This is a genomic window from Salimicrobium humidisoli, assembly GCF_002295105.1.
In the GTDB taxonomy this organism is placed as follows: domain Bacteria; phylum Bacillota; class Bacilli; order Bacillales; family Halobacillaceae; genus Salimicrobium; species Salimicrobium humidisoli.
This window is the reverse complement of record NZ_NSGH01000013.1, coordinates 36577-54839: the sequence shown is the minus strand read 5'-3', so window position 1 is coordinate 54839 and position 18263 is coordinate 36577. Positions and strand designations below refer to the sequence as shown.

Annotated in this window: 15 protein-coding genes; 6 read left to right on the top strand and 9 right to left on the bottom strand. The window is 48.0% G+C overall.

Annotated features, from left to right (window positions below):
* Positions 1 to 155: 155 nt before the first annotated feature.
* From CKW00_RS09285 to fumC, 3 genes are all read right to left on the bottom strand, one after another.
* Positions 156 to 1643: a glutamate synthase subunit beta gene (locus CKW00_RS09285; RefSeq protein ID WP_095822346.1), complete on the bottom strand. Its 1488-nt coding sequence runs from the start codon at positions 1641 to 1643 to the stop codon at positions 156 to 158.
* Complete coding sequence (gene gltB / locus CKW00_RS09280) at positions 1612 to 6255, bottom strand: glutamate synthase large subunit (protein ID WP_095822345.1); 4644 nt, start codon at positions 6253 to 6255, stop codon at positions 1612 to 1614. The genes CKW00_RS09285 and gltB overlap by 32 nt, the downstream gene beginning before the upstream one ends.
* Positions 6256 to 6581: 326 nt before the next feature.
* The gene (gene fumC / locus CKW00_RS09275; protein WP_095822344.1) at positions 6582 to 7973 is read right to left on the bottom strand and encodes a class II fumarate hydratase; all 1392 of its coding nucleotides are present in this window, start codon (positions 7971 to 7973) and stop codon (positions 6582 to 6584) included.
* Between the two features lie 148 nt (positions 7974 to 8121).
* Here fumC and CKW00_RS09270 point away from each other — a divergent pair, with 148 nt between their 5' ends.
* Positions 8122 to 8742, top strand: coding sequence for an NAD(P)-dependent oxidoreductase (locus tag CKW00_RS09270; RefSeq protein WP_095822343.1), 621 nt, complete (start codon positions 8122 to 8124; stop codon positions 8740 to 8742).
* Between the two features lie 54 nt (positions 8743 to 8796).
* Here CKW00_RS09270 and CKW00_RS09265 read toward each other — a convergent pair whose 3' ends face one another.
* The 3 genes from CKW00_RS09265 to wrbA form a co-directional block, all read right to left on the bottom strand.
* Positions 8797 to 9669 (bottom strand): M15 family metallopeptidase, encoded by an 873-nt coding sequence (locus CKW00_RS09265; protein WP_095822342.1) that lies wholly within the window; start codon positions 9667 to 9669, stop codon positions 8797 to 8799.
* A 139-nt stretch (positions 9670 to 9808) separates the two neighbouring features.
* Positions 9809 to 10051 carry an IDEAL domain-containing protein gene (locus CKW00_RS09260; RefSeq protein ID WP_076569037.1) on the bottom strand — a complete coding sequence of 81 codons (243 nt, stop codon included), beginning with the start codon at positions 10049 to 10051 and terminating at the stop codon, positions 9809 to 9811.
* 155 nt (positions 10052 to 10206) lie between these two features.
* Positions 10207 to 10809, bottom strand: a complete 603-nt coding sequence (wrbA, locus tag CKW00_RS09255; RefSeq protein ID WP_076569035.1) for an NAD(P)H:quinone oxidoreductase — start codon at positions 10807 to 10809, stop codon at positions 10207 to 10209.
* Positions 10810 to 11080: 271 nt separating this feature from the next.
* Between wrbA and CKW00_RS09250 the strand changes: the two genes are divergently transcribed.
* Complete coding sequence (locus tag CKW00_RS09250; protein ID WP_095822341.1) at positions 11081 to 11947, top strand: cation diffusion facilitator family transporter; 867 nt, start codon at positions 11081 to 11083, stop codon at positions 11945 to 11947.
* On the opposite strand, the gene CKW00_RS09245 is transcribed toward CKW00_RS09250, so the two are convergent.
* On the bottom strand, positions 11944 to 12240 hold the full coding sequence (locus tag CKW00_RS09245; RefSeq protein ID WP_095822340.1) for an AzlD domain-containing protein: 297 nt from the start codon (positions 12238 to 12240) through the stop codon (positions 11944 to 11946). The two genes, CKW00_RS09250 and CKW00_RS09245, sit on opposite strands and share 4 nt — an antisense overlap.
* Positions 12237 to 12974, bottom strand: a complete 738-nt coding sequence (locus CKW00_RS09240) for an AzlC family ABC transporter permease (RefSeq protein ID WP_095822339.1) — start codon at positions 12972 to 12974, stop codon at positions 12237 to 12239. The genes CKW00_RS09245 and CKW00_RS09240 overlap by 4 nt, the downstream gene beginning before the upstream one ends.
* 202 nt (positions 12975 to 13176) lie before the next feature.
* On the opposite strand from CKW00_RS09240, the gene nhaC reads away from it, so the two are divergent.
* Both nhaC and CKW00_RS09230 read left to right on the top strand, forming a co-directional pair.
* Positions 13177 to 14571, top strand: a complete 1395-nt coding sequence (gene nhaC, locus CKW00_RS09235; RefSeq protein ID WP_095822338.1) for a Na+/H+ antiporter NhaC — start codon at positions 13177 to 13179, stop codon at positions 14569 to 14571.
* Positions 14572 to 14682: 111 nt separating this feature from the next.
* A complete protein-coding gene (locus CKW00_RS09230; protein WP_008592224.1) occupies positions 14683 to 14883 on the top strand; it encodes a cold-shock protein in 201 nt (66 codons plus the stop codon).
* A gap of 92 nt (positions 14884 to 14975) precedes the next feature.
* On the opposite strand, the gene map is transcribed toward CKW00_RS09230, so the two are convergent.
* Entirely contained in the window at positions 14976 to 15731 is a 756-nt protein-coding gene (map, locus tag CKW00_RS09225; RefSeq protein ID WP_095822358.1) for a type I methionyl aminopeptidase, read from the bottom strand.
* 141 nt (positions 15732 to 15872) lie between these two features.
* Between map and CKW00_RS09220 the strand changes: the two genes are divergently transcribed.
* Positions 15873 to 16595: an ABC transporter ATP-binding protein gene (locus tag CKW00_RS09220; RefSeq protein WP_095822337.1), complete on the top strand. Its 723-nt coding sequence runs from the start codon at positions 15873 to 15875 to the stop codon at positions 16593 to 16595.
* On the top strand, positions 16588 to 18213 hold the full coding sequence (locus CKW00_RS09215) for a putative ABC transporter permease subunit (RefSeq protein ID WP_095822336.1): 1626 nt from the start codon (positions 16588 to 16590) through the stop codon (positions 18211 to 18213). The genes CKW00_RS09220 and CKW00_RS09215 overlap by 8 nt, the downstream gene beginning before the upstream one ends.
* Positions 18214 to 18263 lie beyond the last annotated feature (50 nt).

Genomic DNA, 18263 nt, shown 5'->3' with positions numbered 1-18263 from the left:
CAATATAGTTATCAAAATTTTGGCGCAAAAAGAATATACTGAATAAGTCCTTAAATAGTACAGAAGATATACAAAAAAGCCCCTCCTGGAAACCGGACGATGTTCTCCGCTTTCCAGGAGGGGCTGTTATACAAGAGTGATAATAAAAGAACGGCTTATACTGTCTCCGGCACCTCCATCAGATATTTATCACAGGCATCTGCAGCAGCTCTTCCTTCATTGATGGCCCAGACAATCAGACTCTGCCCGCGCCGCATGTCTCCTGCTGCAAAAACTCCTTCTTTGTTTGTCAGGTACGTGTGAAGGTCAGCTTTGACATTCGTCTTTCGGGTCGTTTCAATCCCCATTTCTTCCACCAGTTCCTGTTCCGGTCCTGTAAAACCGATAGCCAGCAATACGAGATCTGCCCGCCAGACCTTCTCGGTGCCGGGAATTTCTTCACGATATTTGTTCCCCTGTTCATCGAATTTAAGTTTAACGTTGATAGTATGCACTTCTTTAATACGACCATGTTCATCTCCGACAAATTTCTTCGTCTGGACGGCGTAAGCTCTCGGATCGTCTCCGAAGACTGCCTCCGCTTCTTTTTGCCCGTATTCGATACGATGAATCACCGGATATTGAGGCCACGGGTTCACCGCTTCATCTCTATTCCCGGGTTTCTTATCGTATATATCGAACTGCACGAGTGACTTGCAGTTATGTCTCATGGACGTGGCGATACAGTCGGTTCCGGTATCACCACCGCCGATTACAATCACATTCTTCCCTTCGGCGGAGATATATTCTCCGTTCTCGTGATGTGAGTCAAGCAGACTTTTGGTGTTTGCATGAAGAAAGTCCATCGCAAAATGAACACCTTCAAGGTTACGCCCTTCTACGTCAATATTTCTGTGATTAGCTGCGCCACCGCATAATACAACGGCGTCATTTTCCTCTTCCAGCTGGCTGGAAGGGATGTCTCTGCCTATATTCGCATTCGTTACAAAGCGCACCCCTTCTTCTTCCATAAGTTTTATACGGCGCAGTACCACTTCATACGATAGTTTCATCTCCGGTATGCCGTACGTAAGCAGGCCTCCGGGACGATCGTCACGCTCGTATACTGTAACTGTATGTCCCGCTTTGTTCAGCTGATCGGCGACGGTTAACCCCGCCGGTCCGGACCCTACAACTGCCACTTTCTTACCGCTACGCTTTTCGGGCGGTTCCGCGGTAATCCATCCGTTTGCAAAACCTTTTTCAACGATGGATCTCTCCACCGACCTTATGGCTACGGGGTCCTCATTCAGACCCAGCACGCACGCCCCTTCACACGGAGCCGGACACGCGATACCGGTGAATTCCGGGAAGTTGTTCTGCTCGTGAGCTTTTATCAGTGCCTCTTTCCACTGCCCCCGGTACACAAGATCGTTCCATTCCGGAATGTAGTGATAGACGGGGCATCCTGAGGTTCCTCCGGCCATTTCCGTACCGGTGTGACAGGTAGGCACACCGCAGTCCATGCAGCGTGCCCCTTCCCGTTGCGCTTCTTCATCCGGCATGGGAAGCGTGTAGTCCTCCCAGTCCTTCACCCTTTCCTTCGGGTCCCGCTCCGGGCGCCCCCGGCGCTCATACTCCATAAACCCTGTCGGTTTCCCCATCTTTAGCCTCCTCCTGTTCATTCTCCAGCTGTTCTTCTTCTTTTTTCTGGCTGGCTTCAAATGCTTTCATTTCCGCTTCGAATTTATCGTTACCTTCGTTCCTGAATGTTTCGATTCTGCTCCTCATTTCAAGAAATGCTACTGGTACGACGCGTTTGAATTTGGGAAGCGTTTCCTCCCAGTTATCCAGAATCCGCTGCCCTTTCTCACTCCGGGTATAGCCTGCATGAGCTTCGATCATTTCATAAAGTTCCTGCTTCTCCGCCTCTTCCTGTATCTGTTCCGAAAGCACAAGCTCTTTATTCAGCTTCCTGCTGAAACTCCCGTCTTCATCCAGTACATAGGCGATTCCGCCGGACATGCCTGCGGCAAAGTTCCTCCCTGTCTCTCCGAGGATGGCTACTCTTCCTCCTGTCATATATTCGCAGCCATGGTCCCCCACACCTTCGACTACGAGATGGGCTCCACTGTTACGCACAGCAAAGCGTTCTCCCGCCTTCCCGCTGATATATGCTTCGCCTCCGGAAGCGCCATAAAAGCAGACGTTTCCAGCTATAATGTTATCTTCCGCTTTGAACGTAGAACGCGGGGAAGGGTGAGCGATGATTTTCCCGCCGGAGAGACCTTTTCCGACGTAATCATTTGCATCTCCGACCAGGCGCATCGTAAGTCCTCTCGGAATGAAGGCCCCGAAACTCTGACCGGCCGAGCCTTTGAATTTCAGCTGAATCGTATCTTCCGGAAGACCTTCTTCTCCATACTTTTTCGAAATTTCACTGCCGAGTATCGTTCCGGCCACCCGGTGGATGTTACGTATCGATCCTGTGCCTTTCACCGGTGTTCCATTATCGATCGCTTCCTTACAAAGAGGAATCAGTTCCTGGACATCAAGAGACTTCTCGAGTCCGTGATCCTGCTCCACCTGAGAATAATGTCCGACGTTCGATCCTGTTTCCGGTCGATAAAGAAGAGCTGATAAGTCCACGTCTTTGGCTTTCCAGTGGTCCACATCCGCTTTCCTTTCGAGAACGTCATTACGACCGATCATTTCATTCACCGTCCGGAAACCGAGCTCTGCCATAATTTCTCTTGCTTCTTCTGCTATGAAACGCATGAAATTCGCGACGTGATCAGCATCCCCTATAAACTTCTTCCGTAGCTCCGGATTTTGGGTGGCCACTCCGACCGGGCAGGTATCCAGGTGACAGACACGCATCATAATACAGCCGAGAACTACGAGAGGTGCTGTGGAAAATCCGTACTCTTCCGCTCCTAAAAGAGCGGCCGTGACGACATCACGTCCCGTCATCAATTTACCGTCCGTCTCCACTGTAATCCGGTCCCTGAGTCCGTCCAGAAGGAGAGTCTGGTGAGTTTCTGCAACTCCGATTTCCCAGGGCATCCCTGCATGTTTGATACTCGTCCGGGGAGCGGCGCCTGTGCCCCCGTCATAGCCGCTGATCAGTACAAGGTCAGCCCGGCCCTTGGCCACACCGGCAGCTATCGTGCCTACTCCTACGGCCGATACCAGTTTGACACTGATGCGTGCTTCCGGATTCGCGTTTTTCAGGTTATGGATCAGTTCCGCTAAATCTTCGATCGAATAAATGTCATGGTGAGGAGGAGGAGAAATCAATTCCACCCCGGGAGTCGCCCCCCTCACTTCCGCAATCCACGGGTACACTTTCTTCCCGGGCAAATGCCCCCCTTCTCCGGGTTTTGCGCCCTGAGATACTTTGATCTGAATTTCGTCCGCATTCACCAGGTAGTGACTCGTTACTCCGAAACGGCCGGAAGCCACCTGTTTAATGGCACTGCGCCTTGAGGTCCCGTCTTTATCCGGGAGGAACCGGTCAGGTGATTCTCCGCCTTCTCCTGTATTGCTCCGACCTCCCAGTTTGTTCATGGCTACAGCCAGAGCTTCATGGGCCTCCTGTGAAATGGAACCGTAGGAAATCGCTCCTGTTTTGAACCGTTTCACAATTTCTTCCACCGGCTCCACTTCATCGAGAGGAACTGATGCACGATCCTTGAACTTGATGAGCCCGCGGAGGGACTGCAGATTATTCGTTTCGTCCGTGAGCATCTTCGTGTATTTCTTAAACAGTTTATAATCATTGGTTCTGGCTGCCCGTTGCAGGGTATGAATGGTCTGGGGGTTGTATTGATGATCTTCCCCGTTCATTCTGTACTGGAATTCATCTCCCGGGTCCAGCATCTTCGTCTGGGACCGCTCGGCTTCGAACCCCCGGTCGTGACGCATGCACACTTCCTGCTCTATAGTTTCCAGTCCGATGCCCCCGAGCCGGGAAGCAGTTCTCGTGAAATACTTATCTATCACGTCCGGACTGATGCCTACCGCTTCGAAAATCTGAGCACCGCGGTAGCTCTGAATAGTGGATATACCTATTTTCGAAAGTACTTTGACGATTCCATCCGTAACACTGCTTACGTAGTCGAGAACGCTCCGGTCATAGCTGCGATCCGGAATCTCCCCGCGAGCCACCAGATCACGGAGCGTCTCATAAGAAAGATAAGGATTTACAGCTTCCGCCCCGTACCCGAGCAGAGTAGCGAAATGGTGGACTTCTCTCGGTTCTGCCGATTCAAGTATTAAACTGACTTTAGTACGGACGCCCTCGCGAATGAGGTGATGGTGCAGTCCTGAAACGGCAAGCAGGGCCGGGATTGCTGCGTAGTCTCTGTTCACACCCCTGTCCGACAAAATAAGAAAGGTCGTGCCTTTCTCCACTTCTTTGTCCGCTTCTTTGAACAGCCGTTCCAGGGCTTTTTCCATTTCGCGATCCCGGCCATCCTTTTCAAAAAGCAGGGACAACTTCCCGCTTTCAAACCCTTCTATGTTCTGGTTTTCGATTTTCCCCAGTTGTTCATTGGTCAATACCGGTGTATCGAGTTTCAGATGGCGACAGCTTTCCGGCTTCGGATTCACGACACTTCCTTCTTTCCCGATGGTCGTCTCCGTCATCGTAATAACTTTCTCCCTTATTGCATCGATAGCCGGGTTGGTCACCTGGGCGAAGAGTTGTTTGAAATAGTTGTAAAGCAGCTGTGGTTTTTTCGAAAGGACAGCGAGAGGAGAATCATACCCCATCGAACCTACAGGGTCTTTCCGGTCAAGGACCAGAGGCTTGATGATTTTATTGAGCTCTTCCGTCGTGTAACCGAAAGCCAGCTGCCAGGAGATCAGATCATCTCCGGTAATTTGCGGCGCGTCGGCTTCGACTTCCGGAAAATCGGATAAATCGTATTTATTCTCTTTGAGCCACTTTCCGTACGGTTCCTCTTCAGCTATACCTAATTTAATCTCCTCATCCGGAATAATCCGTCCTTCCTCGAGGTCAACGAGAAGCATCTTGCCGGGGTGAAGACGACCTTTGTATTCGATATCATCAGCAAAGATATCCAGCGCCCCCACTTCGGAACCAAGTACGATCATCCCGTCCTTCGTAACGTAATATCTCGCCGGCCTAAGTCCGTTCCGGTCGAGACAGGCACCGATCTGTCTGCCGTCTGTATAACAGACGGCCGCCGGACCGTCCCATGGTTCCATTAGAGTACTGTGGTATTCATAAAAATCCCGTTTCTTCGGGTGGATCGTCTCATCATTAGCCCACGGTTCAGGAATCATCATCATGGCAGAGTGCGCCAGTGATCTTCCTGATAAGTACATAAATTCAAGGGCATTATCGAACATCGAGGAGTCGCTCCCGTCCTCATCGATGACGGGCAAAACTTTTTTCAATTCTTCATCGTTGAATGCTTCCGACTGAGACATTTTTTCGCGGGCACGCATCCAGTTTACGTTTCCGCGCAGCGTATTGAACTCCCCGTTATGAATAGTATAGCGATTGGGATGAGATCTTTTCCACGAGGGGAAAGTATTGGTACTGAAACGTGAGTGGACCATAGCGAAAGCAGTTTTGAATGTGGGATGATTCAAATCGATATAGAAAGAGTCAAGCTGTTCAGGAATCAACATACCTTTGTAGACAATAGTGGTCGTGGAGAGGCTGCACATATAGAATTCTTTGAACTTATCGTTTTTCTCCAAAGCTTTCAATGCCTGCTTCCGAATGACGTAAAGCTTTCTTTCAAATTCTACACGGCTTTCAATGTTTTCATCCGGTTCAATAAACAGTTGTGAAATGTAAGGCATGGTCGTTTTAGCGTTATCACCGACGAAAGAAGCATTAATCGGCACAGACCTCCATCCCAGGAACTTCTGTCCTTCTTTCTTTACCAGTCCTTCAAAAATTTTTTTGGCTTCCTGACGGGAATTACGGTCTTTCGGAAGAAAAACCATCCCGACTCCGTATTTTCCGGCTTCCGGTAAGTATATATCCTCTTTTTCGCATTGTTTCTCGAAGAAAGAATGGGGGATCTGGGTCATAATTCCTGCCCCGTCCCCTGTACTGACATCCGCTCCCTGACCCCCGCGGTGTTCCAGGTTGCAAAGAATAGTAACGGCATTTTTTACGATATCGTGGGATTTCGAACCATTTATGTTCGCTATCATTCCAATACCGCAGGCTTCGTGTTCAAAATCCGGATGGTACAATCCCTGGGCAGCAGGGTAGCCTCTTTTTTCCATGTTTTAAAACCTCCTGATGAACGATTGTTTATTTATAAAATTGAGAAAATTCTGTTTCTCGTAGTGTTGCATAATTATAGTATAAAAAACGGAATTTTGCACGCGGGTTAATTTTTATCCAATTAATGGATCGTTGTTACGACAACATTGTAAACGTTGACATTTTATTTTAAAAAATTATAAACTACCTGTTTCCTTTAATAATTAAGAGAAATAATTATCCACAATCATTAATGTTTATTCAAAAAGATATAAACTATTCAATTAAAAAAACCTGAGAAGGGACCGCTCCCCTCTCAGGCTTCTGTAATTCTCTGTTACCCCGTCTATTTTGCGTTCGGTTTCGTCATTTCTTCAGGTTTAACATATTCCTCAAACTGCTCTTCAGTCAGTAAATCGAGCTCTACTGCCGTTTCTTTCAGATTCTGATTCTTTTCGAAAGCGGTTTTCGCTATTTTCGCAGCATTTTCATATCCGATGTGCGGGTTAAGAGCTGTTACAAGCATGAGCGAATCGCGAAGATATTCTTCGATTTTCTCCATATTCGGTTCCAGTCCCTGTACACAGCGTTCGTCGAAACTCTTTATACTGTCTGCAAGAATTTGGGACGACTGCAGGAAGTTATAGGCAATTACAGGTTTGAAGACGTTCAGCTCGAAGTTACCCTGGCTTGCTGCAAAACCGATAGTCGCATCATTTCCCATAACCTGAGCTGCAACCATCGTGACCGCCTCACTTTGAGTCGGGTTGACTTTTCCGGGCATTATGGAACTCCCCGGCTCGTTAGCCGGAATCGTAATTTCCCCGATCCCCGAACGCGGTCCACTGCCGAGCCAGCGAACGTCATTGGCGATCTTCATCATATCCGCTGCCAGTGCTTTCACAGCACCGTGCGCATGTACTAGTTCATCATGAGAAGTAAGGGAATGAAATTTATTAGGTGCCGAAATAAAATCTTTACCCGTATCCTTGTTGATGTAGGTTACAACTTTTTCGGAAAAGTCCACGTGAGCGTTCAGACCTGTGCCGACCGCTGTTCCCCCGATGGCCAGTTCTTTTACGTATGTAATGCTTTCAGCCAGCATCTTTTCCGTTTTCTCAAGCATTCTGTGCCATCCACTTATCTCCTGGCCAAGGGTCAGAGGTGTGGCATCCTGAAGGTGAGTCCGGCCGATTTTAACGATGTCGTTAAACGCTTCCATTTTTTCTTTCAATGTCTTCTTCAACTGTTCCGAAGACGGAAGCAGTACATCTTCCACTTTACGTACAGCTGCAATGTGCATCGCTGTAGGATACGTGTCGTTGGAACTCTGGGATTTATTCACGTCGTCATTCGGATGAAGACGGGTTTCTTTCCCTTCTTTTTCAAGCCATTCACTGCCGACGTAAGCGATGACTTCGTTTACGTTCATGTTGGACTGGGTTCCGCTTCCGGTCTGCCATACGACGAGAGGAAAGTGGTCGTCCAGTTCGCCTGCCGTAATTTTATCTGCCGCGTAAGCGATAGCATCCGCTTTGTCTTTCTCCAGAAGACCGAGTTCTTCGTTTGCACGTGCTGCACTCTTTTTCAGGATAGCGAATCCTTCAATGATTTCTTTCGGCATTTTTTCGTCACCGATCGGAAAATTTTCTTTACTCCGTTGCGTCTGGGCCGCCCAGTATTTATCTTTCGGTACTTTCATTTCCCCTAATGTGTCTTTTTCAATACGATATTCCACTTGATGATCCCTCCTTAAAATGGTTCCATTTAATTGTATCAACTTTCAATCGAACTATCACCTTTTTGAGGCAAACTCCGCAAAAACTTGGAACACCGCTTAATTTGCATGTAGATCGGGAATGATAGCACAAGAAGGAGGAATACATATGCACATAGCAATACTAGGAGCGACAGGGAGAGTAGGCCACAGAGTTGCAAACAAACTTGCTGAGCAGCACACCGTCTCCGCTCTCGTCAGAGACAGCAGGAAAGCTTCCGGTCTTCTCAATGACGACATAAACCGTATAGAGGGGGACGTACTGGACCCGGAGGTCCTCCGGAAAACTCTGGAACATGCAGACGTGGTTTTCAGTGCTCTTGGAACCGATAAAACGACGACGTTATCGGAGTTCACTCCGACCTGCCTCGAAATAATGAAGGAATACAATATTCCTCGCATAGTTACGATTGGTACGGCGGGCATTCTGAAAAGCCGGACGGAAGAAGGCAAGCTGAGATATCAGACAGACGAGTCGAAACGGAGAATTACGTTCGCTGCAAAAGAACACGAGAAAGTTTACCGGGAATTTGAAAACAGTGACAGGATCTGGACGATTCTTTGTCCGACTTATCTGCCGGAAGAAGAATCGGGGGGGCCTCTCCGTGAAGAAGCTGACTTTTTACCCGAAAACGGGAAAAGAGCTCCGGTTCCTGATGTAGCGGAGGTCGCCGTCCGCGAAATAATTTCTCCCGACTATAAAAATAAGCGTGTCGGACTGGCACTCTGACCCACATCAAAACTCCCGGACTGGAGAAACCCGGGAGTTTTTAAATCCATATTTTCACTGATTCGCAGGATACAGCCCAAAATATTCTTCAAGCGTCACATTTTCCGCGTGCACTTTACCCGCCAGCTCTTTTCCTACAAAACGCAGGTGCCAGGGTTCATAGGCGTATCCGGTGATATCCGACTTGCCCTCGGGATAACGGATGACGAAGCCGAAACGGTGCGCGTTTTCCTTCAGCCACTGACCTTCTTCCGTGTTTACGAAAGACTCATCAAGTCCAAAACCCATTTCAGCAGACGTTACGTCCATGGCAAGCCCGGTCTGGTGCTCGCTCGTTCCCGGCTTGGCGGAATAACGATTCGCATATTCTCTCCCATTCTCCGCTACGGAGTTTTCGTAAATCGCTTTCTGTCGCTCATAAGAACGGTAGCCGGAAGCAGCGACAGGTTCCAAACCGTCCTCTTCTGCTGCCTGGAACAACTCTTCGAGAGCCTCAGCTGCAACTTTCCTCATCTGCTTTTTCGGATGAAACTCTTCAAAAGAGAACGGAACATCCGGCACGGTCAGGTTCGGAGTTTCGTACCCTTCCGGCAGCTTTCTCTGCTTATTAACTATTACATCAATTCTTTCAGGCTCCTCTACTTCGATCATACTGCCATCTTCTGAGGTTTTCCGGCTCTTATTTGTCTCTTTGTTTCCGCCGCTTTCATTTTCATCGCTATCGTCCTGACCCGACTCCTCTTTATTACCGTTTCCGGACTGACTATCGCCACTACTGTCCTTTTGGTCTGTACTTCCTTTACTGCTCGTCTGTTCCTCTCCGGACTTCTCCGGTTCAGCCCCGTTCTCTTCCGCAGTATTCTCACCGGCACAACCGGCAAGCAGAAGTCCCAGGGCTATAATTGCCGCCACTACAGATTTTTTCATATTATATGTACCCGCCTTTTTGTAAAAAATATCCTTACCTACTATATCATGAAACCATTCGCCTGTATAACAGCTTCCGAAACATAACAAAAAGCGTACCCACTCGTTGCAGGTACACTTTTCGTTGACCGAACTTATGTTATTCCCAGGTGTAGGGCTGATAATGTACGGATAGTCGCTCGAAAGCAGCTCTGTCATCATTGTCGATAGCTTCGTTTATAGCGGCATCCAGGCGGTTTTTGTTGAATTCATATACCATCTGGTCCAGAAATAACCGGGAAGCCAGCTTAATACCGTAGGACAACTCTCGTTTTGCAGTAATATTTTTTCCTTTGTATGCCGGGAACCGTCGAAGAACGTATACACTCTTTTGCTTCCTCATGAGATTACCCCCTCAATCCTTTTTTCCATTATGCAAGATAAAAGATGATTTAGCAACAATTTTCTGAATATTTAATTATAATATACCCGCTTCCTCTATTTTGAAACATAAAAAGGCCGGCAGAAATTTTTTCCTGCCGGCCCTGTCTGGTTATTTTACTGTTTTATTTTTTCTGCAATCTGCACGGTACGTTTAGCCTGGTGGCGTACTGCTCCTTCAACATCTTCTTTCATATTGCCTTCGCCGTCTACACTTACACTTGTTCCATACGGGTTTCCGCCTGCGGCGAAAATCGTATCGTCCGAGTAACCTGTAGGTACGACGATGGCTCCCCAGTGATACATAGTGGTATAAATGTTCAGAATGGTCGCTTCCTGACCTCCGTGAGGGTTTTGAGCGGAAGACATGGCTGTCGCCACTTTGTTGACAAGTTTTCCTTGAGCCCATAGGCCACCTGCCATATCAAAGAATTGTTTCAGTTGTGCAGGTACGCTTCCGAAACGTGTCGGTGAACTGAAAACAAACGCATCTGCCCATTCCAGATCTTCCACTTTCGCTTCAGGGACTACATCTTTCGTAGCTTCGTAATGTTCTTTCCAGGCAGGGTTCTTTTCAATAGCAGCCATAGGAGCAAGTTCAGGAGCACGCACGAGCTTAACTTCCGCTCCTTCTTTCTCAGCTTCCTCCTTCGCCCACTTAGCCATCTGATAGTTTGTACCTGTGGAACTGTAGTAAATAACAGCCAGCTTAATTGCCATAAAAATAATACCTCCCAGCAATATTTTCGTCGGTGTCAGTACCGTGGACGGGCCACGCACTGTTCCGACCACACTACTTACAATAACCGGATTATCTCAATTTAAAACTATTTAGACGAAAAGCCTTTTCATCACACACTGCTTTTCTTCCAGAAATTCTATCCTGTTGGCAATATTGCTTCAATTTCGTCTCTTCTTCTTTCTTTAATACTGTTCGCCTGCATATGGTATATTTGCTATGATAGAAGGATGGTAAGGAGAGAGATAATCGATGGAAAACAACCAGTGGAAAAAAGGAGAAACAGGTGCCTGGGTCAGCATTATCGCGTATATCGTATTATCGATATCGAAACTGATCATAGCACAGATCGGATCGTCCGATGCCTTACGGGCAGACGGATTAAATAATACAACGGACATCATCGCCTCATTGGCTGTGCTGATCGGCCTGCGCATCTCCCGGAAACCTCCGGACAGCGATCACCACTACGGCCACTCCAGGGCTGAAACCATTTCTTCACTGATTGCTGCCTTCATTATGGCTACTATCGGTATTCAAGTACTTTTCGGGGCAGGTGAAACGATCGTCAATCGTCAGTTTGGAGAGCCGTCCCTGCTTACAGGGTGGACAGCGGTCGCAGGCGCGGTCATTATGTACGGTGTGTACCGTTTTAACCTCCGACTGTCACGTCAGGTGAGCAGCCGGGCTTTATACGCCGCAGCCCAGGACAACCGGTCGGACGCTCTTGTGAGTATCGGAGCCGCAGTTGGTATTTTCGGTACGATGTCCGGCATGCTCTGGATGGATCCAGCTGCAGCTGTCATCGTCGGCGTCGTTATTTTAAAAACGTCGTGGGATATTTTCACGGACGCCACGCACCTGTTAACGGACGGGTTCGATGAAGATGAGCTTCATGAAATCAAATCGACTATCTCGTCCCACCCCGAAGTGAAGAAGGTGGCTGACGTGAAAGCCCGGCTCCAGGGTAACGAAACGCTCGTCGACGTAATCATTCTCGTATCTCCGGACATCACCGTCCAGAAAGCCCATGATATTACGGATGAGATAGAAATACTTCTCGAAAAGAATCATCACATTTCTTACGCTCATATTCATACGGAACCATATCACGTTTAAAGATGGCTGATTAAAAGTACCGTTATAATTGCAATCAGCACCGTGACCATTATAGGGGCACGCAGCCAGGCTGCAAGAACAGCTGCCGCCCCGCCGGCCATGCCTGCCCAGGGCTTGCCGTCTATCACCGTGAATATTCCAGGGATAATAAGTGCTCCGAGGGCTGCGTAGGGTATAGCTGCAAGCCATCTTCTCCCCCACGGAGGCAGGTCAAGTCTATCCATGATGAATACCGGAGCGAACCTTGGCACCAGGGTAACGACACTCATTCCTAAAATCATCCAAAGGATCATTCTTCTTCCTCCTCTTCATCAGGCAGGAGAAATACACCGAGCAGTCCTCCAAGAATCGTCCCTATGACGATGGACCACCCGGCAGTGAGCCCTGCCCACTGAGCTGTACTGTTGATAATCATGGCTGCCCCGGCTATACCTCCGACGGCTATGGATGTCTTCAATGAAGGTACGAGGAGCCCGATAAACATAGCGTAAAGAGCGATTCCCATGCTGTCACTGAGTGCTTTCGGCATGACATTGCCGAGAAGACCCCCGGCGAGGGAACCAAGTACCCAGGCGCTGTACGCAGCCATCATTACTCCACCGTAAAACCAGAACGCGTGAGGTTCTTTCGCCTCTTTCTTATGAATGGAAGAAAGAGCAAATGTTTCATCGGTCAAAAATAATGTAAGGGGAAGTTTCCGCTTCTTCGCATGAGCTTTCATCTGGTTTACAAAAGAAAGACTCATAACAAAATGGCGGAAGTTCAATACGAACACGGCTATAATAATTTCTGCAGCGCTTACCCCCGCAGCTACCATCGAAACTCCGAGAAATTGCGCAGCTCCGGCAAACACAGCCGCGCTCATGAACGTCAGTTCAAAAAGAGTAAGGCCCGACTGATAAGCAAGCACCCCGTAAGTAAGGGCAATAGGTATGTATCCAAAAATGATCGGTGATCCGGCGACGAAACCTTTTCTGAACATTTTTCCTCTGCCGGAAATGTTGATTCTTTCACTAACCTCCGCCACATCATCCCTCCATTTCAGTAATATTTTCTAATATTATACATTATATCCGGGGTGAATAGTTAGAGTGATTCTTGCTTTCCCTCATTTTCTTCCTCCTTCGTTGACACAGCTTCGCACCTGCTCTATAGTAAATTCATACACTTCAATACACAAAAGCGTCTAAGCATAAAAGCAAACGATCAATCATCAGGAGGTTTTTTCAGTGTTATACTTACAGCCTAAAAAATTACCGGGTCTGACCGAGTCCGTCATTGTCCTTCTTTTTATAATTTCAGTCATCAGTTTTTTCATTATAAGTCTGGAAAGTACTCCACACACTCCCATTCTCATAGGGATTCTTATTCTTTTAGCCTACGGTACAATGAGAAAATTCCGCTTCGATCAATTACAGCATGGGATGGTACAGGGAGCCCAATCCGGAATGCCGGCTGTATTGCTCTTTTTCGTTATCGGGATTTTGATAGCCAGCTGGATGGCGAGCGGAACTATTCCTGCTCTAATGAGTGTCGCCTTCTCTTTGACAGGCGGTCCGTTCATCTACGCTTTAGTATTTACCATCACCGCCTTTACAGGAGTGGCTCTCGGCAGCTCGTTCACTACAGCCGCTACGGTCGGAGTAGCGTTTATGGGAGCTGCACAGACCACTGACCTTTCTTTGGCAGTTATGGCCGGTGCCATCGTCTCGGGGGCATTTTTCGGAGACAAGATGTCTCCCCTGTCCGATACGACCAACCTGTCCTCCACCGTAGTGAAAGTCGATCTGTTCGATCACATAAAAAACATGATGTGGACTACTGTACCGGCGTTCATCATCACTTTTATCCTTTTTGCTTTTCTTTCTCCGGGAAGCAGCCGCGGAACCACTTTATCTCCGTTTGAAGAAGGTCTGTTAAGTACCGGCCTGATCCACTGGAGTTCCTGGATTCCTCTCGCTGTGCTCGTTCTGTTCACTGTTACCAAACGTCCGGCTTTCGTTTCTCTTTCGGTTACGAGTATTACAGCCACCATCATTGCAGGCTTACGGGGAACGATGGAGTGGGGGGCAGTACTCAGTTCCTGGTTTAGCGGTTTTGAGATTGAAACACAGAACGAAGGGCTGACGGATATGCTCTCAAGAGGCGGCATGAACGGGATGTTCTTCACCATCTCCATCGTCATCCTTGCCCTTGCTCTGGGCGGTCTTCTCTTCACTACGGGGATAATACCGAGCATTCTCCAAAGTGCGCAGAAAGGGCTGCAGTCCGTGCGTTCAGCTACGATCGCCACTGCTTTTACAGCTATCGGAATCAACGTTACGGTCGGAGAACAGTACCTTTCGATTCTGCTGACCGGAGAAGCGTTTCAGGACGTGTATGACAGAGTCGGCCTTGCCAGAAAGAATCTATCCCGTACCCTGGAGGACGCCGGTACGGTGATCAATCCTCTCGTTCCCTGGAGTGTCTGCGGAGTATTTATGGCCGGGGTGCTTGGCGTACCGGTCCTTGAGTATCTGCCGTTCGCTTTTTTCTGTCTCCTCTCCCCGCTTCTTACAATTATTTCGGGTTTCACCGGCAAAACCCTGTCAAAAAAGTCTGAAGCAAAAATGGAAGTCTCCTGACAGGGGGGCTTCCGTTTTTTATGTTTTTGTAAAATAATGAAAGGCCGCATTCCTTTTATACTCATAAAGTGGTAAACTGAATACAATTCAGCGGAATAAAGGGGGCTTGTCATGATCAAAGGACGCGTAAAGTGGTTCAGCGATGACAGAGGGTTCGGTTTTATCGAAACTGAAGACGGGAACGAAGAGGTTTTTGTCCATTTTTCTGCGATTGACGAAGAAGGGTATAAAACGTTGAAGCAGGGACAGCCGGTTACATTCGAAATAGAGGAAGGACGCCGGGGCCCTCAGGCCTCCAGGGTCCAAAAATAACTGCTGCTGAAGCAGTTTTCTTTTTTTTATTGGAATAATAAAAGCGTACAGGTCCTCCCTGTACGCTTTGTGTCTCCCCCCGAACCCGGGAACTACTCATCTTCCTGGGCCGTAAGAATGACCGGTCCTTCTTTTGTAATGGCGATAGTGTGTTCATATTGCGCCGATAGTGACCCGTCGACCGTTCTTGCGGTCCACTGGTTATCATCCATTTTGCTCTGCCAGTCGCCGACGTTGATCATCGGTTCAATGGTAATCACCATACCATCTTTCAGACGGGCTCCTTTACCCGCTTCACCGAAGTGCGGTATATAAGGATCTTCGTGTATAGTTTCTCCGATACCGTGGCCCGTAAACTCCCGGACTACGGAATATCCTTCCCCTTCCGCATAAGACTGGATAGCGTGGCCGATATCTCCGACGCGGTTGCCGACCTGGGCCGCTTCTATCCCTTTATACAGGGACGTTTTGGATACATCCATAAGTTTCCGTGCTTCCTCGCTGATTTCGCCTACGGGATGAGTCCACGCCGAGTCAGCGAGGAATCCGTTCAGTTTGACAACCATGTCCACCGTAACGATGTCCCCTTCTTCCAGTTTTTCCTTTCTGGGAAAACCGTGACAAATTTCGTCATTGATACTTGCACAGGTCGTGTACTCATAACCCTGGTAGCCTTTTTGTTCTCCGGTGGCTCCATGCTTTTCCAGGTAGCGTTCCACAAACTGCTCGATTTCCATCGTAGTTACACCCGGTTTGATGAAGGAGCGCAATTCTTTGTGGACAGAAGCGAGAAGCTCTCCTGCTTCTTTCATCTTTTCGATTTCTCTTTTACTTTTCCGTTTAATCATCTTTTCCATCCTTTCTCCTGTATCGATCCGTCATTTTATGTTTTGAACAATTATTCCATTACTTATATTATAATATCAGCACTCGAATTGAAACCGTCACACCCTGAATTCGTATTACAGTAAAAAAGAAAGGAGCTTTCCGTGCTTGAATTACACAATGTAACTAAACGATATGCCGGGAAAACGGCTGTACATAATCTCGATTTAAAGGTGACTCCAGGGAAGATCTTCGGGTTCCTCGGACCGAACGGGGCCGGCAAATCCACCACGATTAAAATGATCACCGGGATACTTCCTGTAGACGCGGGGAGTATTTCCATAAACGGAAAAGATATTGAGAAAGACGCGCTCGAAGCTAAGCGGGAATTCGGTTACGTCCCGGATACGTCCGACTCCTTTCTGCGGTTAAAAGGAAGAGAGTACCTGGAATTCATAGCCGACATTTATGATGTCCCGGAAGAAGTAAGGGAAGAGCGACTCGCCCGCTATGCCTCGCTCCTTCAGCTGAACGAGGCTCTGGAGGATAAGCTCCACACTTATTCCCATGGAATGAGACAGAAGATTGTGCTGCTAGGAGTGCTTATTCACCAGCCGGATGTATGGATTCTTGATGAGCCGCTCACAGGACTGGATCCGAAATCGGCGAATGTCCTGAAAGAGCTTATGAGAGAACAGGCGGATGCAGGAAAAATCGTCTTTTTCTCCTCTCACGTACTCGAAGTCGTGGAACAGCTGTGTGACGAAGTGGCCATCATCGATGAGGGGAGCCTGCGCTTTCAGGGGGAAATGAGTGATATGAGGCAGGAATTCCAGGAAGGAAGAAACCTGGAAAGTCTATTTCTGGAGCTGACGAACGATGCATAAAGCTTATCTCCTTATGAATATCATCGTTAAAATGGAATTCTTTCGAAAAGAAAAGGGCAGTGCTCTCCAAGTGCTCCTTTTCGTACTTGCTATACCGATAGCTGTACTCATTTACAACCTTTCGTACACTCTGTTTAAGGAGGCGTTCTCAATCCTTTCCGTCTCCGGGAATGAGCCGGCACTGCTGGGGCTGATTTTCCTCGTTGCCACCGGCCTCCTTATTATCGCCACTTTCGTACCGGCGATAAATACATTTTATCTTTCAGACAGCATAGAGGGATACCTCTCATTGCCGTTGAGGCCTTCTCAAATTATTATAGGGAAATCCGCTTCCCCACTGCTGCGGGGTTATGTATGGAATACTGTCATAACTGGTCCTTTTCTGCTTATGTACATGCTGCAGGCAGAAAGTGGTCTTCTGTTTTTCCTTTACGCTTTTATTATATGGATGATATTTCCGATCCTCCCGTTTCTGCTCGTGAGCTCTTTACTCATGTTCGTCATGCGTTTCATTAACATATCGAGATATAAGGACCGGGCTAAAGCGATCGGAGGTCTGCTTTCTTTTGTACTCATTCTGGCCGTTAACGTGCTTGTCAGACAGGATGCTCCAGGGGACGACGGCAACAGTTTTCCTGCCGTAATCGGTGACGGTGAACTCCTTGCCACACTGACGGGCTGGGTACCGAACGCAAAGCTTGCCGCCATGGCACTCGCTTCCCCCTTCAGCGTAAGCGGCATTCTTGCTCTTACCGGCCTCCTTATCATGACGGCTTCAGGGACGTTCTTATTTCTTTATTTCAGTGATACGCTCTATTTTAAAGGGGTTCGCGGCCTGAGTGGAGGGGTGCGTTCCTCTTCTTCCAAACGAAATGTTGCCCGAAGGAAAAGTATGTTCCACTCACTCGCACGCAGAGACATCAAAACGATTGTGCGTACTCCTGTTTACGTTACCCAGATTCTCGGTCATCAGTTCTTTGCTCCACTATTATTGCTCGTCTTTCCATTTGTCGACGGCGGCAGTTCTTTTTCCTCCTGGACAGAAGGGGCAACCGGACTGGAGACCAACGTCATCCTGCCTCTCCTGCTCGCTTTTTCGGCTCTTATCGGAGCTTCGGGTACAGCAGGTACCAGTTCTTTCTCAAGGGAAGGAAGAACTCTTTATGAGTTACGGTCTTTTCCGATCCCGTTCACCGAACTTTTAAAAAGTAAACTGCTGGTGGCTTTCATTATTCCTGCCTCAGCATTCACTCTGTTCGCTTTGACCATCGGATTTGTGTTCTCTTTACCTTTGCCGCTCTGGTCCGGTTGGCTGGTTCTTTCCTATGTGCTGATCTTATCAATATCCATTATCGCTACAGCTCTGGACATGAACGAACCGAAACTCGCATGGGAGAGTGAAGAAGAAGTATTTCAGCACCGGTTCACCAACCTGCTTCTGCTGATACTGACAGCAGTATTTACCATTCCGGTACTTCTCCTCATGTGGAAGGTACCGGTAATGCAGAACCCCGTAATAGCCTTTCTTTTCGGGTTGCTGAGCTTCGTTGTGTATGCCTTGGCAGGTTGGAAAATAATGAAGCATAAAGTCCTTCCTTCTTTCGTAAACAGAGACTGACATCCTTAAAGCAAATCTCTTCCTTTCCTCTTCTATTTATAATAGGATAG

Coding starts and splice junctions, on each gene's coding strand:
- CKW00_RS09260 (WP_076569037.1), bottom strand. CDS start 10,051: ATGAGGAAGCAAAAGAGTGTATACGTTCTTCGACGGTTCCCGGCATAC.
- CKW00_RS09270 (WP_095822343.1), top strand. CDS start 8,122: ATGCACATAGCAATACTAGGAGCGACAGGGAGAGTAGGCCACAGAGTT.
- CKW00_RS09265 (WP_095822342.1), bottom strand. CDS start 9,669: ATGAAAAAATCTGTAGTGGCGGCAATTATAGCCCTGGGACTTCTGCTT.
- CKW00_RS09215 (WP_095822336.1), top strand. CDS start 16,588: ATGCATAAAGCTTATCTCCTTATGAATATCATCGTTAAAATGGAATTC.
- CKW00_RS09250 (WP_095822341.1), top strand. CDS start 11,081: ATGGAAAACAACCAGTGGAAAAAAGGAGAAACAGGTGCCTGGGTCAGC.
- gltB (WP_095822345.1), bottom strand. CDS start 6,255: ATGGAAAAAAGAGGCTACCCTGCTGCCCAGGGATTGTACCATCCGGAT.
- CKW00_RS09245 (WP_095822340.1), bottom strand. CDS start 12,240: ATGATCCTTTGGATGATTTTAGGAATGAGTGTCGTTACCCTGGTGCCA.
- wrbA (WP_076569035.1), bottom strand. CDS start 10,809: ATGGCAATTAAGCTGGCTGTTATTTACTACAGTTCCACAGGTACAAAC.
- CKW00_RS09285 (WP_095822346.1), bottom strand. CDS start 1,643: ATGGGGAAACCGACAGGGTTTATGGAGTATGAGCGCCGGGGGCGCCCG.
- map (WP_095822358.1), bottom strand. CDS start 15,731: ATGATTAAACGGAAAAGTAAAAGAGAAATCGAAAAGATGAAAGAAGCA.
- CKW00_RS09230 (WP_008592224.1), top strand. CDS start 14,683: ATGATCAAAGGACGCGTAAAGTGGTTCAGCGATGACAGAGGGTTCGGT.